Consider the following 15,489-nt stretch of genomic DNA (forward strand, 5'->3'; position numbering starts at 1 on the left):
GCACTCGACGGACACCCGCCCATCACCCGCGTCAACAACCCTGCGGGTCAATACAGCTAGCACCTACGAAGGGGCCAACTCGTCGTAGACGGCGAGGACTTGAGCAACCGTTTCGTCCTCGGTGGGCCAGGTCTCGGCCTGCGCCCGCCCCGCCTCGGCCAGCGCACGGCACGCCTCGGGGTCCGCCAGGAGACCTACGACCGCGTCCGCGAGCGCCCCGGCGTCCCCGTACGGGACGAGCAGCGCCGCGTCCCCCACCAGCTCCGGCACCCCGCCGACGGCCGTCGCGACCAGCGGCACGCCGAGCCTGAGCGCCTCCTGGGCGAGCAGCGCGCGGGCCTCCCAGCGGCTGGGCAGGACCGCGATGTCGGCCGCCGCGAGCAGCTCGGTGATGTCGTCGCGCCGCCCGACGAGCCGGACCGGCAGCGACTCCGCCTCGATCCGGCGTTGCAGCGCGGCCCGCCCGCGCCCCTCCCCCGCGATGACGAGCAGCGGCACGGTGTCGAGATCGCGCCAGGTGCGGGCCGCGTCCAGGAGCACCTCGTAGCCGCGGTGTTCGACGAGGCTGCCCACGGCCATGAGCAGCGGCCGGTCCACGGCGCCGAGTTCGGCCCGCGCCTTGTCGTCGAGGAGCCCGGACGGGAGGCGGGGCGCGGGGACGGCGACCGCGGCGAGCCGGGCGTCCCGCGCGCCGCGGCTGCGGGCCCGGTCGACGAGGTCGGACGAGGTGGCGAGGACCACGGCCGCGGCCCGTGAGACCCGGCGCTCCAGGAGACGCAGGACCTGGCCGCGGGCACCCTCGGCGTGCGCGCGGGTGTGCCAGGTGACGACCAGCGGCACGCCCTTGCGGCCCCGGAGCGCGAGGGCGGCGCGGACGGCCGCGTGCAGCCCGTGCGCGTGGACGACGTCCGCGTCGGCGCAGGCGGCCCGCAGCGCGCCGACCGCCGCCGGGTCGCTGCGCCGCGACACCGGTACGAAATCGGCCCCGGCGGCGCGGAAGCCGTACTCCCGCTCCAGTTCGGCCGGCGCGCAGACGGTGACGCGTACGCCACGCGCGACCAGACCGGCCGCGAGGGACCTGACGTGCGCGCTGCTGCCCGCGCTGCCGCCGCCCAGTACTTGGACCGTACGCAGCTGAGTCACGTGAACAGGCTCCCGGAGCGGCCGAGTCGGCGGTGGAGGTCGGTGGTTCCCGGCCAAGGATGCCAGTCCGTACGGGCGTTCCGGCACCGTCCGGAGGTTCCTTCCGTGTCGCGCCGGGGAGATCACCACACCCGAAACACCCCGATGGGTGAACGAACACGTGCGCCAAGGGTTTCGGCTCGCGGAATACGGGACTCCGCCCGGCGGTCGCCGCGCGGCCCTCAGCGCGGAATGCGGGACTCCGCCCAGGCGGCCGCGGCGAGCAGCGCGGCGGCGTGCACGGCGAGTCCGGTCCGCCCGTTGCCGCCGGCGATGGCGACGCCGAGGGCCGCCCCGAGCGCGTGCGCGCCGCTGTCGCCGATCATCGTGCGCTCGCCGAGGTCGTCGGCGAGGACCGCGGCGGCGGCTCCCATCGGCACGGCCGCCTCGGGCCCGCGCAGCAGCCCCGGAGCGCCGAGCGCGAGAACGAGGCCGGTGGCGCGGCCGGGCCGCACGTCCACCAGGTTGACGAGGTGCGCGGTTCCGGCCACGACCACCCCGGCGAGCAGTTTGTCGCCGGGCCGCTCCTTGAGCAGCGCCCCGGCGACGAGTCCGGCACCGCCGATCCCGATCAACTTGACGGCCCCGCTGGTGACTTCGCCGCCGCGCAGCGCCGCGAGGTGGTCCCGGAAGCCGCGCCGGTGGTCCCCCCGGGCATCGTCGTACGCCCCGCACAGCGCGCCCGCCCCCACCGCGACGAGCCCGGCCGCGCGGGCCCGCAGGGTCGCACTCCCGGCGAGCGCGCCGAGCGCAACGGCGGGACCGGAGTACAGGTCGACGGTGCGGCCCGCGTAATTCTTCCGCGTGAACCGCTCGTCCCGACGCGTCCTGAGCCCGGCGTAGGCGGCCCGGGCCACTGCCGCTGCCACACCGAACGCCCTGATCCCACCCGTCACATCAGTCATACGGGCACCCTACGGGGGGCTATCCGTCCGCGCGGGCGGCGGCCAGGAGTTCCTCCGCGTGCGCGCGGGCCGTCTCCGAGTCCTCCTGGCCGGCCAGCATGCGCGACAGCTCGCGCACCCGGTCCTCGCCCTCCAGAACCGTGACGCCGGACCGCGTGACCGTGCCGTCGTTGGTCTTCTCGACCAGGAGCTGGCGGTCGGCGAACGCCGCCACCTGCGGCAGGTGCGTGACCACCACGACCTGCGCCGACTTCGCGAGCTTGGCGAGCCGGCGGCCGATCTCGACCGCCGCCTTGCCGCCGACACCCGCGTCGACCTCGTCGAAGAGATACGTCGGCACCGGGTCGGTGCCCGCGAAGACGACCTCCACGGCGAGCATCACCCGCGAGAGCTCACCGCCCGAGGCACCCTTGGCGATGGGCCGGGGCGGCGCACCCGGGTGCGGGGCGAGCAGCAGCTCGACCTCGTCGGCGCCGGTCGGCCCGTACGCCACCGTCCGGCCGCCGACCTCGACGCCCGAAGCCTCGTCGACGGACTCGCTCTGGCCGACCGCGAACGACACCCGTGCGTGCGGCATCGCGAGCGAGGCGAGCTCGGCGGTCACGGCCTCGGCGAACCGGGCCGCGGCCTCGGTACGGGCGTTGGTCAACTCCTGGGCCAGAACGGACAGTTCGGCCCGCAGCCCGTCCCGCTCGGCCGTGAGCTCCCCGATCCGGTCGTCGTCGCCGTCGAGCTCGGTGAGCCGCGCGGCCCCCTCCTGCGCCCAGGCGAGCACGGCCGTGATGTCCTCGCCGTACTTGCGCGTCAGGGCGGTCAGGGCGGCCCGGCGCTCCTCGACGGCGGCGAGCCGCAGCGGGTCGGCGTCCAGGTCGTCGGCGTATCCGGCGAGTTCGCCCGCCACGTCGCCGAGCAGGATGGCGACCTCGCCGATGCGCTCGGCGAGCGCCGCGAGCGCGGGGTCGTGCGAACGTACGGCCTCAAGGGCCCGGTGCGCGCCCGCGACCAGGGTCGTGGCGTCCACGCTCTCCGGGTCCTCGGGGTTGCCGGCCAGAGCCGCGTGCGCGACGGCCGCCGCGGAAGCCAGGGCTTCGGCATGCCCGAGCCGTTCGGCCTCGGCCGCGAGCTCGGCGTCCTCGCCGGGCAGCGGCTCGACGGAGGCGATCTCGTTCAGGCCGAACCGCAGCAGATCGGCCTCCTGCGCACGCTCGCGCGCCCGCGTGACCAGCTCCTCCAGCTCGACGGCGACGGCCCGCAGCCGCTTGTAGGCCCCGGCGTACTTGGCGAGGGGGCCCGCCACCGCGTCACCCGCGTACCGGTCGAGCGCCTCGCGCTGCCGGGCCGGGCGCAGCAGGCCCTGCTGGTCGGTCTGGCCGTGCACCGCGACGAGTTCGTCGGCGAGTTCGGCGAGCACCCCGACCGGCACCGACCGCCCGCCGAGGAACGCCCGCGAGCGGCCCTCCGCCGAAACGGTACGGCTCACGAGCAGCGCGCCGTCGTCGAGCTCGGCCCCGGCCTCCTCGGCCCGCAGCACCGCCGAGGTGCCGGGCCGCAGCGCGATCCGCCCCTCGACGACCGCCGACTTGGCGCCGATCCGCACCAGGGCGGGGTCGGCGCGTCCGCCGAGCAGCAGCCCCAGGCTGGTGACGACCATGGTCTTGCCCGCGCCGGTCTCGCCGGTCACCGCGGTGAAACCGGGCGAAAGCTCGACGACAGCGTCGTCGATGACCCCGAGCGACCGTATCCGCATCTCCTCCAACACGGACACGACCTTACGAGGTCCGGGGCCCGGTGTGCGACGCCCCCCGGCCCGTCACCCTCTCGTGGGGCCCGAACCGTCGATGCGGGGGAAAACCTCAGCAAGATCATGAGGCTGGCCGGATGGTCCTGGCACCACCCCGCCCGTGAGGCTTGACGCATGAGCACAGGACTGGCCCACTCCGCCCTGCGCGGCCACCGCCCGGCGTTCGTCGGGACGTTCGTGGCCGCGCTGTTCGCCGCTACCGTGGTGAGCGCGTCGATGACTCTCCTCGTCAGCACATCGGCAAAGGGCCTGTCCGCCGAGGCCCGCGGCGCGCTCGCGGCCAACGGCATCGGCGACATGGCGGTCGTGATGCNGGCCAACGGCATCGGCGACATGGCGGTCGTGATGCTCATCGGCTCCCTCTACATGTCGATCTTCGTGATCGCCTCGACGATGGGCACCGCGGTGACCCAGCAGCACCGCGAGCTCGCTCTTGTACGGGCCATCGGCGCCCGGCCCCGGCAGGTGCGGCGGGCGGTGGTGGTCCAGGCGGTCGCGGCCGCGGTGCCGGCCGCGCTCGCCGGGTTCCTGCTCGGCGGCGGCCTGTTGAGCCGGGTCTGGTTCGCGGGGCTGCGCGACCACGGGCTGGTCCCGGCCGAGGTGACGTACCGGTTCACCTGGTTCGCGCTGCCCGTGTGTCTGGCCGTCGCCGTGGTGACCTCGGCGCTCGCCGCGTTCCTCGCCTCGCTGCGCTTCTCGCTGCTGCGCCCGGCAAAGGCCCTGGACGAGGCGTCGGCGGGCCGGCGCGGGCTCGGCAGGGTGCGGGCCCCGCTCGGCGTGATCGCGGTGGCGGGCGGCGGCGCCCTCTCGGTGTCCCTCGCCCACCAGTCGTCCGACGACGCGGCGCAGGCCTCGTTCCTGGTGCTGCTGCTGTTCTGCGTCGGCGCGGGGCTGCTCGGCCCGAAGGTCGTCGGCCCGGCCGCCCGGCTCGTCTCGGCGCCGGCCCGCCGGTTCGGCGGCAGCGCGCGCCTGGCGATGCTCAACGTCCGCTCGCAGCCGCGCCGCTTCTCGGCCGCGGTGGTGCCGCTGGTCCTCGTCACGGGCTTCGGGCTCACCAAGATCGCGATGCATACGACGGCGGCCCACTACACGGGTTCGTCGGGGGGCGCGGGCGAGGTCTGGCTGGACTACTTCGGCACCGGTCTGTACGCCGGCTTCGCCGCGATCGCCGCGGCCAACACCCTGGCGATGATCTCCTTCGAGCGGCGCCGCGACATAGCCCTGCTGAGGGTGGTCGGCACCCTGCCGGGCCAGGTCCGCTCGATGGCCGCGTGGGAGGCGGGCATCGTCGCGGCCACGGCCCTGGTGCTCGGCGCGGTGGTGGCCCTCGCGACCCTGGCCCCGATGCTGACGGCCGCGTTCGGCTCGTGGATCCCGTACCTGCCGTGGCCGGCCGCGCTCGGCACAGCCGGCGGCACGCTGGTGCTCACCTTGCTGGCCACGGGCGTGCCGGTGCGCTCCGCGCTGCGCAGGCGGGCGATCAGGACGCTGGCCGCGTCCTGAGGCCCGCCGCACAGGGACCGGTCAGTGCGGTGCGCCGCGCCAACCCGACACCGGCAGGGCGAACTTGGCGACGAGCCGGTCGGTGAACGAGGCGTGATGCAGCCGGGCGAGCCGTACCGGAACGGCCCCTCGCCGCACCTCCACCCGCGCGCCCGAAGGGAGTTCGACCGTGCGGCGCCCGTCGCACCACAGCACGCCGTGCGGCGTGTGCGGCTGCACCTCGACCGCGAGCACCGAGGTGGGCGAGGTGACCAGGGGCTTGGCGAACAGTGCGTGCGCGCTGATCGGCACCATGAGCAGCGCCTCGACCTCGGGCCACACCACGGGCCCGCCGGCCGAGAACGCGTACGCCGTCGATCCTGTCGGGGTGGCGCACACGATGCCGTCGCAGCCGAACCCGGTCACGGGACGGCCGTCGATCTCCAGGACGACCTCCAGCATCCGCTCGGGCGAGACCTTCTGGACGGCCGCCTCGTTGAGCGCCCAGTCCTGGTGCACCACATCGCCGTTGTTGTGCACGACGACGTCGAGGGTCATCCGCTCCTCGACCTCGTAGGCCCGGGTCACGACCCGGTCGACGACCTTGTCGAGGTCGTCGCGCTCGGCCTCCGCGAGGAAGCCGACCCGGCCGAGGTTGACGCCGAGCATCGGCACGCCGGACGCCCGGGCGAGCTCGGCGCCACGCAGCAGGGTGCCGTCACCGCCGAGGACGATGAGCAGCTCACAGGCATCGAGGCACTCGGGGGTGGCCTCCTCGACGATCTCCGCCTCGGCAGGCAGCGGCAGATCGGCCGCCTCCGCCCGCAGCACCCGTACGCCGAGGCCGCTGCGCAGCAGGCCCCGGACGACCAGCTCCGCGCTGCGGATGGCGGCCGGCCTTCCGGTGTGCGCGAGCAGGAATACGGTGCGCGGCGCCGTGCCGTTCTCCGGGTTGTTCTCCGACGAGCTCAACGAGGTCCCTCCGCCACTGCGCGCTCCACGTCCGCGGGATCGAGCGCGGGCGCCCCGGCCCGCAGCCACAGAAAGTACTCGACGTTGCCGGAGGGCCCGGGCAGCGGGCTCGCGGTGACGCCGACGACCCCGAGGCCGAGCGCGGCCGCCTGCGCCGCCACGGTCCGCACCGTCTCGGCCCGCAGTTCGGGGCTGCGCACGACGCCGCCGCTGCCGAGCCGTTCCTTGCCGATCTCGAACTGCGGCTTGACCATGAGGACGAGGTCCGCGTCGGGCGCCGAGCAGCGCACGAGGGCGGGCAGGACCAGGCCGAGCGCGATGAAGGAGAGGTCGCCCACGACGATGTCCGCGGGCTGTCCGTCGATGTCGTCGAGCGTCAACTCGCGTACGTTCGTACGGTCCTTCACGGTGACCCGCTCGTCACTCTGAAGGGACCAGGCGAGCTGTCCGTAGCCGACGTCGACGGCGACCACGTGCCCGGCTCCGGCGCGCAGCAGCACATCGGTGAAGCCTCCGGTGGAGGCGCCCGCGTCGAGCGCCCTGCGCCCCTCGATCCTGAGCCCCTGCGGCACGAAGGCCGCGAAGGCACCGGCGAGCTTGTGCCCGCCGCGCGAGACGTAGTCGGGGTCGCTGTCGTCCTCGACGACCACGATGGCGGCAGCGGTCTCGACCTGGGTCGCGGACTTCGTGGCGACGGTCTTGCCGACGCTCACCCGCCCCGCGGCGATCAGCTGGGCGGCGTGCTCCCGCGACCGCGCGAGTTTCCGGCGCACCAGCTCGGCGTCGAGGCGGCGGCGTGCCACTCCTGCCACGTTCGGTTCAGCTCCTGTAGTCGTAGTTCTGGGCGGTCCGGCGGACCGCCAGGGGCGCTGGTCGGCCAACGGCCGGGTTCAGCCGGAGGTTCCCGGCCCCTGCCGGGCATCGAGCGCGGTCAGCGAGTCGCGCAGCCCCCGGTGTACATCCTCGTACACCTCGAGGTGGCCGTCCGTACCGAGGTGGTCGACGTCCCCGAGCCGCTCGACGAGGACGTCGACCCCGGCGTCACCGGTAGGGGCACGGGGTACGCCAAGGGGAGAGGGCCCGGCCACCTCGGGCCCCGGCTCGGGTTCCATGATGGCTTCCACCTCGGGTTCCACCTCGGGGCCCGGCATCGAGTCGCTCATGCCAAGACGCTACCGCGAAGCCCTGAGGTACGGTCGATCACGATGGCGACCATGGAGGAGTGCCGCAGCGCACTCGACAAACTTTCGGACAATCTGGCCCGGGCGGAGGGCGAGGTGCATGCCGCCGCCGCGCTGGACCGCTCGCTGAGCTGCCACATCACGGACCTGGACGTCACGTTCACGGGCCGCCTCCGGTCCGGGCGCATCGAGGTCCACGACACGGCTTCCGGCCCGCCGCGGGAGAAGGCCCAGATCCGCCTGGCGATGAAGGGGGACGATCTGGTGGCGATGGTGGACGGGGAGCTGAACTTCGCGAAGGCCTGGGCATCGGGGAAGGTCCGCCTGGAAGCAGGCTTCCGAGACCTCCTCCGCCTACGCACCCTGCTCTGACCCGCCCCCGGCCCACCTTCCACGAAGTTTCCCGTGCCGCTGGACCCTGTTCGTCCGCGGACCGTGCGTGCGCGCGCAGTTCCCCGCGCCCCTTGAAACCCCTCTTCACCTGCGGACCGTGCGTGGCTGGTCGCGCAGTTCCCCGCGCCCCTGGCGGCACTGACCTTGGCGCACCTGCGCAGGCGTTCCCAGCCGTCCGGAGATGTCGATCGAGGGATGTCGACATTGGACATCAGCCCACTCTCAGCCCGTCCGGCGTTTGAGGACGAGCGCCCTTAGGACGCGAACGGGGTCCGGGGCAGAGCCCCAGGTGCCGACCGCCGGGCCGCACCCGAAGGCCCCCGGAGGCCACGCGGCGGAGCCGCGAAGTGTCACAGCGGGAAGGGGCGGGGTGGGGAGGACTCAGCCCACCAGAGCCCCCCGCCGAGGCGCCGCCGGCACCACCAGCGGCGTCCCCGTCTCCGGATCCGGGATCACCTGGCACCGCACCCCGAAGACCTCCTCCACAAGCGACGCCGTCACCACCTCAGAAGGCGCCCCCTCGGCCACCACCCGCCCCTCCCTCATGGCAATGAGGTGAGAGGCATACCGAGCCGCCTGGTTGAGGTCGTGCAGCACGGCCACCAACGTCCTCCCCTGCGACTCGTGGAGCTGAGCGCAAAGGTCCAGCACCTCGATCTGGTGCTGGATGTCCAGAAACGTCGTCGGCTCGTCGAGCAGCAGCAGCGGCGTCTGCTGGGCGAGCGCCATGGCGATCCAGACCCGCTGCCGCTGCCCCCCGGACAGCTCGTCGACGTACCGCTCACCGAGCCCGCCGACCCCCGTCGCGTCCATGGACTCCTGGACGATCCGCTCGTCCTCGGGCGACCACTGCCGCAGCAGCCCCTGGTGCGGATAGCGCCCGCGCGCCACGAGGTCCCCCACCGTGATCCCGTCCGGCGCGATGGAGGACTGCGGGAGCAGCCCGAGCGTCCGGGCGACCTTCTTCGCGGGCAGCGAGTGGATGCTCTGCCCGTCGAGCAGCACCCGCCCCCGGTCCGGCTTGAGCATCCGGGACAGGGCCCGCAGCAGGGTCGACTTGCCGCATGCGTTGGGCCCGACGATCACCGTGAAGGAGTTGTCCGGGATCTCGACCGAGAGGTCCTCGGCGATCACCCGCTGGTCGTAGCCGAGGGTGACCGATTCGGCGCTGAGGCGCTGCATGCTCGTACTCCTGGGTGAAGTGCCGTAATCCGTAAGGGCGTTGGGGTCGGCGGATGCGGGACGGCGACTCATATCCGCCCCGCCCGCCGCTCGGTGACAAGGAGCCACAGCAGATACACCCCGCCGACCATCCCGGTGAGCACCCCCACCGGCAGCGTGCTCCCGCCGAACAGCCGCTGTGCCGCCCAGTCGGCGACGACCAGCAGCGCCGCGCCCATGCACGCGGAGGCGAGGATGTTCGGCCCGGTCGCGCGGGTGAGGCGGCGGGCCAGCTGCGGCGCGGTCAGCGCGACGAAGGAGATGGGCCCGGCGGCCGCGGTCGCGGAGGCGTTCAACAGCACCGCGCTGAGCATCAGGACGGTACGGGTCCGCTGGACCGGCACGCCGAGCGCGTACGCGGCGTCGTCGCCCATCTCCAGCATCCTCAGCGGCCGCCCGTACACAAGGACCACCGGAAGCAGCACCACGAACAGCACGAACAGCGGCCGGACCTGGGCCCAGTCGCGCCCGTCGAGGGAGCCGGTGAGCCAGACCATCGCGCGGGTGGCGTCCACCAGGGTCGACTTGGTGAGCAGGTAGTGGATGCCGGCGGTGAGCATCGCGGCCGCGCCGATGCCGACGAGCACGAGCCGGTAGCCGTGCACGCCCTTCTTCCAGGCCAGGAGGTAGACGGCGATACCGGTCGCGAGCCCGCCGACCAGCGCTCCGAACGAGACCGCGACCGCGCTGCCGTGGAAGAACACGATGACCGTGAGCGCGCCGACCGAGGAGCCCTGCCCGAAGCCGATGACGTCCGGGCTGCCCAGCGGATTGCGGGAGATGGACTGGAACAGGGCCCCCGAGATCCCGAGCGAGGCGCCCACCAGGAGTGCCACCAGCACGCGCGGCAGCCGCAGCTCGTTGACGATGAAGTCCTGCGCGGGCGTGCCCGAGCCGAGCAGGCTGCTCACGACGTCGGCGGGCGCGATCGAGAAGTCGCCGGTGCCGATCAGGACGACGCCGGCCGCGAGCGCGAGGACGGCGAGCCCGCAGACCACGGCGAGCGCGCGCGGCTCGGCCCGGAAGGAGAGGCCGCCCGGGATGCGTATCGCCTTCACAGCTGGGCCATCCTCTTGCGGCGTACGAGACAGATGAAGACGGGCCCGCCGATGAGCGCGGTGACGATGCCGACCTGGAGTTCGCCGGGCCGGGTGACGACCCGCCCGACCACGTCGGAGCCGAGCAGCAGCACGGGCGAGAGCACGGCCGCGTACGGCAGGATCCAGCGCAGGTCGGGCCCGGTGATGGCCCGGACGATGTGCGGGACCATGAGCCCGATGAACACGATGGGCCCGCACGCGGCGGTCGCGGCCCCGCACAGCAGGGTGATCACGGCCATCGACGTGACGCGGGTCCGGGTGAGATGGGCGCCGAGCGCGCGGGCGGTGTCGTCGCCCATGGCCATCGCGTTGAGCGGCCGCGCGAGCAGCAGGGCGGCGACGAGTCCGACGAGGATGAACGGCGCGACCTTGGTGACGGTCGCCGTGTCCGCCGCGGCCAGCGAGCCGACCTGCCAGAACCGCAGCTGGTTGAGGGCGGCGGAGTCGGTGAGCTGCACGGCGTTGATGTAGCCGTACAGCGCGGCGCTCGCCGCCGTCCCCGCCAGCGCGAGCCGCACGGGGGTGGCGGCCCGGCTGCCGCCGAGCAGATACACCGCGGCCGACACGACGCCCGCCCCCAGGAACGCGAACCACACATATCCGGTGAGGGAGTTGACCCCGAGGAAGCTGATCGCGGAGACCACCGCGGCCGCCGCTCCCGCGTTGACCCCGAGGATGCCGGGTTCGGCGAGCGGGTTGCGGGTGAGCGCCTGCATGACCGCGCCGGCCAGCCCGAGAGCCGCCCCGACGAGCAGCCCGAGCAGCGTCCGCGGCACCCGTACGTCATGAATGAGGACGTCGTTGGCGGTGCCGGAGGCGTGGAAGAGGCCGTGCCAGACGTCGCCGAGCGGCATGGGTTTCGCGCCGACCGCGATGCTGGCGACGGCTACGAGCGCCAGGGCGCCCACGGACACGACCAGACCGGCGGCTCGTAGCGTACGGCGCCCGGCCGTCGGGGCCGGGGGCGCGGACGTGGTCCCGTCGCGCGGCTGAGGAGGACTGTCTACCAACACGACAAGTTAGGCTAGCCTACCCTGCACTCGGCCGGATCCGCCCCCGGGTTCAGGCAGCTCAGAGCCCCAGCAGCTCAAGCACCTTCGACGGGTCGAGATCGCACGCCCCGTCGCCGGCCCGCGTCCAGGCGGCCGCGCACAGCGCCCGCAGCCCGTCCATCGCCTCCCCGTCCCCGTCGAGCGCGAACGCCCCGTCGGCCACGGACGCGGTCCACCCGCCGCACACGAACCCGCCCTCCCTCTCGGCCACTTCGGGCTGCCCGGTCAGCAGGCCGCGCAGATCCGCGTCGACGAAGGTGGGCCGGTGCTCGGGCCGCGCGGCCAGGAGCCGCGCGGCGTCGGTGACCCCGGTCAGCACGAGCAGCGAGTCGACGCCGCCGTTGAACGCGCCCTCGATGTCCGTGTCGAGCCGGTCTCCCACCACCAGCGGCCGCTCGGCGCCGGTCCGCAGCACCGTCTCGCGGTGCATCGGGGGCAGCGGCTTGCCCGCCACCTGGGGCTCGGCGCCGGTCGCGATCCGGACGACCTCGACCGCGGCGCCGTTGCCGGGCGCGATGCCCCGCCCGCTCGGAATCGTCAGATCGGTGTTGGAGGCGAACCACGGCACCCCGCGGGCCACCGCGTACGAGGCCTCCGCGAACCGCGCCCAGGTGATGTCCGGGCCGCCGTACCCCTGCACCACGGCCGCGGGATCGTCGTCGGCCGACTCCACCGGTACGAGCCCGCGCTCGATCAGCGCGACCCGAAGGCCTTCGCCGCCGATGAGCAACACCCTTGACCCCTGCGGGAGTTGATCGGCGATGAGCCGGGCCACCGCCTGCGCGGAGGTGATCACATCGGCCGGCTCGGCGGGCACGCCGAGTTCGGTGAGGTGCGCGGCCACCGCGTCCGGCGTCCGCAGCGCGTTGTTGGTCACGTAGGCGAGATGCATCCCGCCGTCCCGCGCCACGGCCAGCGCGTCGACGGCATGCGCGATCGCCTCGCCGCCCGCGTAGACCACCCCGTCCAGATCCAGCAGGGCCGTGTCGTACGCCTCGTTCAGCGCCCGCTCGCTGCCACTCGGCATGATCCGGCCGGTCTGGCTCATCTTCATCCACTCCTCGTTCGATGCTCTCCCCCCGATCATCGCGCATGCCCGTCTCCCACATACGATGCACAGATGAGCACAACTGGGCGTGCGGACCTCGGGCTGCGCCTGATCCCGTTCCGCGGACTGCGCTATGTTCCCGAGCGGGTGGGCAGCCTCGCCGCCGTGACCTCACCGCCGTACGACGTGGTCGTACGCCCCGACGGGCTGCTGCACCTGGAGTCGGCGGATCCCTACAACATCGTCCGGCTGATCCTCCCGCAGGCGTCCTCCCCGGCCGCCCGCAACCGGAAGGCCGCCCTGACCCTGGACGACTGGCTCGACGAGGGCGTCCTCGCCCCGGATCCCGAGCCGGCGCTGTACGTCTACGAGCAGGAGGGCGACGGCATACTGCAGCGCGGTCTCATCGGGGCGCTCGCCCTGTCCGAGCCGGCCGCGGGCATCGTCCTGCCGCACGAGGACGTGATGCCGCATGTCGTCGAGGACCGCGCGGACCTCATGCGCACCACCGCCGCCCACCTCGAACCGCTGCTCCTGACCTACCACGGCAACAGCACCCCGACCGGCGCGACCGCGGTCATCGACCGCACCATCCTGCGCGAGCCGCTCCTGCGCACCACCACGGAGGACGGTTTCCGCCACCGCCTGTGGGCGCTCACGGATCCGGCCGATCTCGCCGAGGTCCAGGCCGACCTCACGGCCCACCAGGCGGTCATCGCCGACGGCCACCACCGCTGGGCCACCTACCTGCGCCTGCGCGACGAACAGACCTCCCCGGGCCCCTGGGACTTCGGCCTGGTCCTGCTCGTCGACACCGCCCGCTACCCGCTGCGGGTCCGCGCCATCCACCGCCTCCTGCACCGCCTCCCGGTGGCCAAGGCCCTGGCCGCGGTCACGGATTCGGGCGCCTTCCGTGTCCGCACGCTCGAAGTCCCGCTCGCCCGCGCCCTGGAGGCGCTCAGCGAAGCGGCGTCCGAGAGCAACGCCTTCCTGCTCGCGGGCGACGGCCGCTTCCACCTCCTGGACCGCCCGGACGAGGCACTGCTCGCCCGTACGATCCGGGCCGACCGGCCGGCGGCCTGGCGCTCGCTGGACGCGACGGTCCTGCACTCGACCCTGCTCGACGAGATCTGGCGCATCCCGGACACGCCCGACGACATCGCGTACATCCACGACACGGCCGCGGCCGTCGAGCAGGCGGAGCGCCACAACAAGACGGCGGTCCTGATGCATCCCGTACGCGAGGAGGTCGTCCGGGACCTGGCCCGCCAGGGCGTCACGATGCCCCGCAAGTCGACCTCGTTCGGCCCGAAGCCGGCCACGGGTCTGGTGCTGCGCAGCCTGACCGTGAACTGACACAAAAAGGAGGCGGTGCCCCGGCTGGGGCACCGCCTCCTTTCACTTCACCGGTCCGACGTCAGGCGTCCTTTGTGAGACGTCCCTTGTCAGACATCAGGCGTCCTTCTCGGCCTTTTCGATCTTCTCGGCCGACGGGACGGGCTCGCCCGGCGCGGGCTCCACCAGGTCGGCGTCGACGACCTCGGCGGCGCGGACGATCTCGGCGTCGTCGCCCTCGAAGTCGTCCTCTTCCTCACCCTCGTCGTCGAAGTCGGGCTCGTCCTCGATCACGACGCGCGGCTCGTCGAGGTCACCCTCGGCGTCGATGCCACTGTCGGGCTCGATGTCGTCCTCGACCATGGCGTCGACGAAGTCGATACCGTCGAGCTCGGCGAGCCGGTCGGAGGCGTCGGTCGTGCCGTCCTTGTCCGCCTCGAGCGCCTTGGCGAACCACTCGCGGGCCTCGTCCTCACGCTCGGCCGCAAGGAGCGCGTCGGCGTAGGCGTACCGGAGTCGCGCGGTCCAGGGCTGTGCGGAGTTCGACGCCAGCTCGGGGCTCTGCAGGGTCACGATGGCGGCGTCCAGCTGCCCCATGTCCCGCCGCGCCCCGGCCGCGACCAGGCGCATCTCGACCTGGCCGGCCTTGTCGAGCTTGGCCACCTCGGGCTCGCCGGCCATCGCCAGCGCCCGCTCGGGACGGCCGAGCCCGCGCTCGCAGTCCGCCATGACGGGCCACAGCTCGACGGAGCCGGTCATCCGACGCGCGGCACGGAACTCCGCGAGCGCCTCCGAGTACTTCTGTGTGGCGTACGCGGCGAAGCCGGCGGCCTCGCGAACGGCGGCCACACGGGAGGCGAGCCGCAGCGCGATGCGGGAGTAGGCGTAGGCCTGCTCGGGCTCCTCGTCGATGAGCCGCGCGACCATCACCAGGTTGCACGCAACCTCCTCGGCGAGGCCCTTGGGCAGGCTCATCAGCTCCTGGCGCACATCCGCGTCGATCTCGTCGCCGGTGACGTCCTCGTCGATCGGCAGCCGCTTGACGGGCTCGCGGTCGCGGTCGCGATCCCGGTCGTCCCGACGCCCGAAGCCACCACGGTCGTCGCGAGCCCCGTAGCCACCCCGGTCATCACGCCGGTCGTCCCGCCCGCGGTACCCACCGCGGTCGCCCCGGTCGTCACGGCGGAACCCACCCCGGTCGTCGTCACGACGCGGCGCCGGGCGGTCATCACGACGCCCATAGCCGCCACGCTCGTCATCACGACGAGGAGCCGGACGCTCATCACGACGCCCGTAGGACCCGCCACCACCGCGGCTGTCGTCCCGACGGAACCCACCACGGTCGTCATCACGACGCGGAGCCGGACGATCGTCACGACGCCCATAGCCACCACGCTCGTCATCACGACGAGGAGCCGGACGCTCATCACGACGCCCGTAGGAGCTACCGCCCCCGCGGCTGTCGTCACGACGGAAGCCACCGCCGTACGACCCGCCGCCGCGGTTGTCGTCCCGACGGAAGCCACCACGGTCGTCATCGCGACGCGGAGCCGGACGATCGTCACGACGCCCGTAGGAGCTGCCACCACCACGGTTGTCATCACGGCGCCCGTACGAGCCACCGCCGCCGCGGTTGTCATCGCGACGGAACCCACCACGATCATCGTCACGACGCGGAGCCGGACGGTCATCACGACGCCCGTACGAGCCGCCACCACCGCGGTTGTCATCACGGCGGAACCCACCACGGTCGTCATCACGACGCGGCGCCGGACGATCGTCACGGCGGCCGTACCCACCACCGGAGGACCCACCAC

At 73.4% G+C, this 15,489-nt stretch carries 14 protein-coding genes and 1 pseudogene; 3 read left to right on the forward strand and 12 right to left on the reverse strand.

What is annotated here, in order from left to right:
• Positions 1-63 precede the first annotated feature (63 nt).
• The 3 genes from ABD346_RS29900 to recN form a co-directional block, all read right to left on the reverse strand.
• Complete coding sequence (locus ABD346_RS29900) at positions 64-1,143, reverse strand: glycosyltransferase family 4 protein (protein WP_344379143.1); 1,080 nt, start codon at positions 1,141-1,143, stop codon at positions 64-66.
• A gap of 221 nt (positions 1,144-1,364) precedes the next feature.
• Positions 1,365-2,087 (reverse strand): hypothetical protein, encoded by a 723-nt coding sequence (locus ABD346_RS29905; RefSeq protein ID WP_344379145.1) that lies wholly within the window; start codon positions 2,085-2,087, stop codon positions 1,365-1,367.
• 19 nt (positions 2,088-2,106) lie between these two features.
• Positions 2,107-3,852, reverse strand: coding sequence for a DNA repair protein RecN (gene recN / locus ABD346_RS29910; RefSeq protein WP_344379146.1), 1,746 nt, complete (start codon positions 3,850-3,852; stop codon positions 2,107-2,109).
• 381 nt (positions 3,853-4,233) lie between these two features.
• Between recN and ABD346_RS29915 the strand changes: the two genes are divergently transcribed.
• Entirely contained in the window at positions 4,234-5,391 is a 1,158-nt protein-coding gene (locus ABD346_RS29915) for an FtsX-like permease family protein (RefSeq protein ID WP_425583038.1), read from the forward strand.
• Positions 5,392-5,412: 21 nt separating this feature from the next.
• Here the strand turns inward: ABD346_RS29915 and ABD346_RS29920 are convergent, their stop codons facing one another.
• From ABD346_RS29920 to ABD346_RS29930, 3 genes are all read right to left on the reverse strand, one after another.
• Positions 5,413-6,342, reverse strand: a complete 930-nt coding sequence (locus ABD346_RS29920; protein ID WP_344379148.1) for an NAD kinase — start codon at positions 6,340-6,342, stop codon at positions 5,413-5,415.
• Complete coding sequence (locus tag ABD346_RS29925) at positions 6,339-7,154, reverse strand: TlyA family RNA methyltransferase (RefSeq protein ID WP_344379149.1); 816 nt, start codon at positions 7,152-7,154, stop codon at positions 6,339-6,341. Before ABD346_RS29925 ends, ABD346_RS29920 begins: the two co-directional genes overlap by 4 nt.
• Positions 7,155-7,232: 78 nt before the next feature.
• On the reverse strand, positions 7,233-7,505 hold the full coding sequence (locus ABD346_RS29930) for a hypothetical protein (protein ID WP_344379150.1): 273 nt from the start codon (positions 7,503-7,505) through the stop codon (positions 7,233-7,235).
• 42 nt (positions 7,506-7,547) lie between these two features.
• On the opposite strand from ABD346_RS29930, the gene ABD346_RS29935 reads away from it, so the two are divergent.
• Positions 7,548-7,895: an SCP2 sterol-binding domain-containing protein gene (locus ABD346_RS29935; RefSeq protein WP_344379151.1), complete on the forward strand. Its 348-nt coding sequence runs from the start codon at positions 7,548-7,550 to the stop codon at positions 7,893-7,895.
• A gap of 402 nt (positions 7,896-8,297) precedes the next feature.
• On the opposite strand, the gene ABD346_RS29940 is transcribed toward ABD346_RS29935, so the two are convergent.
• The 4 genes from ABD346_RS29940 to ABD346_RS29955 all read right to left on the reverse strand — a co-directional run bounded on the left by ABD346_RS29940 (position 8,298) and on the right by ABD346_RS29955 (position 12,337).
• Positions 8,298-9,098: an ABC transporter ATP-binding protein gene (locus tag ABD346_RS29940; protein WP_344379152.1), complete on the reverse strand. Its 801-nt coding sequence runs from the start codon at positions 9,096-9,098 to the stop codon at positions 8,298-8,300.
• 68 nt (positions 9,099-9,166) lie between these two features.
• Entirely contained in the window at positions 9,167-10,195 is a 1,029-nt protein-coding gene (locus ABD346_RS29945; protein WP_381229345.1) for a FecCD family ABC transporter permease, read from the reverse strand.
• Positions 10,192-11,247, reverse strand: a complete 1,056-nt coding sequence (locus tag ABD346_RS29950) for an iron chelate uptake ABC transporter family permease subunit (RefSeq protein ID WP_381229353.1) — start codon at positions 11,245-11,247, stop codon at positions 10,192-10,194. Before ABD346_RS29950 ends, ABD346_RS29945 begins: the two co-directional genes overlap by 4 nt.
• Positions 11,248-11,308: 61 nt before the next feature.
• On the reverse strand, positions 11,309-12,337 hold the full coding sequence (locus ABD346_RS29955; protein ID WP_344379154.1) for an HAD-IIA family hydrolase: 1,029 nt from the start codon (positions 12,335-12,337) through the stop codon (positions 11,309-11,311).
• 72 nt (positions 12,338-12,409) lie between these two features.
• Between ABD346_RS29955 and ABD346_RS29960 the strand changes: the two genes are divergently transcribed.
• On the forward strand, positions 12,410-13,693 hold the full coding sequence (locus tag ABD346_RS29960; RefSeq protein WP_344379155.1) for a DUF1015 domain-containing protein: 1,284 nt from the start codon (positions 12,410-12,412) through the stop codon (positions 13,691-13,693).
• A gap of 96 nt (positions 13,694-13,789) precedes the next feature.
• On the opposite strand, the gene ABD346_RS29965 is transcribed toward ABD346_RS29960, so the two are convergent.
• Together ABD346_RS29965 and ABD346_RS38775 are read right to left on the reverse strand one after the other, a co-directional pair.
• Positions 13,790-14,662 carry a tetratricopeptide repeat protein gene (locus ABD346_RS29965; RefSeq protein WP_344379157.1) on the reverse strand — a complete coding sequence of 291 codons (873 nt, stop codon included), beginning with the start codon at positions 14,660-14,662 and terminating at the stop codon, positions 13,790-13,792.
• 627 nt (positions 14,663-15,289) lie between these two features.
• A pseudogene (locus ABD346_RS38775) lies at positions 15,290-15,489 on the reverse strand (tetratricopeptide repeat protein); the annotation flags it as partial.

The sequence above is a fragment of the Streptomyces mauvecolor genome (assembly GCF_039532965.1).
GTDB classification, from domain to species: domain Bacteria; phylum Actinomycetota; class Actinomycetes; order Streptomycetales; family Streptomycetaceae; genus Streptomyces; species Streptomyces violascens.

Coding starts and splice junctions, on each gene's coding strand:
- ABD346_RS29905 (WP_344379145.1), bottom strand. CDS start 2,087: ATGACTGATGTGACGGGTGGGATCAGGGCGTTCGGTGTGGCAGCGGCA.
- ABD346_RS29915 (WP_425583038.1), top strand. CDS start 4,234: ATGCTCATCGGCTCCCTCTACATGTCGATCTTCGTGATCGCCTCGACG.
- ABD346_RS29930 (WP_344379150.1), bottom strand. CDS start 7,505: ATGAGCGACTCGATGCCGGGCCCCGAGGTGGAACCCGAGGTGGAAGCC.
- ABD346_RS29935 (WP_344379151.1), top strand. CDS start 7,548: ATGGCGACCATGGAGGAGTGCCGCAGCGCACTCGACAAACTTTCGGAC.
- ABD346_RS29940 (WP_344379152.1), bottom strand. CDS start 9,098: ATGCAGCGCCTCAGCGCCGAATCGGTCACCCTCGGCTACGACCAGCGG.
- ABD346_RS29955 (WP_344379154.1), bottom strand. CDS start 12,337: ATGAGCCAGACCGGCCGGATCATGCCGAGTGGCAGCGAGCGGGCGCTG.
- ABD346_RS29960 (WP_344379155.1), top strand. CDS start 12,410: ATGAGCACAACTGGGCGTGCGGACCTCGGGCTGCGCCTGATCCCGTTC.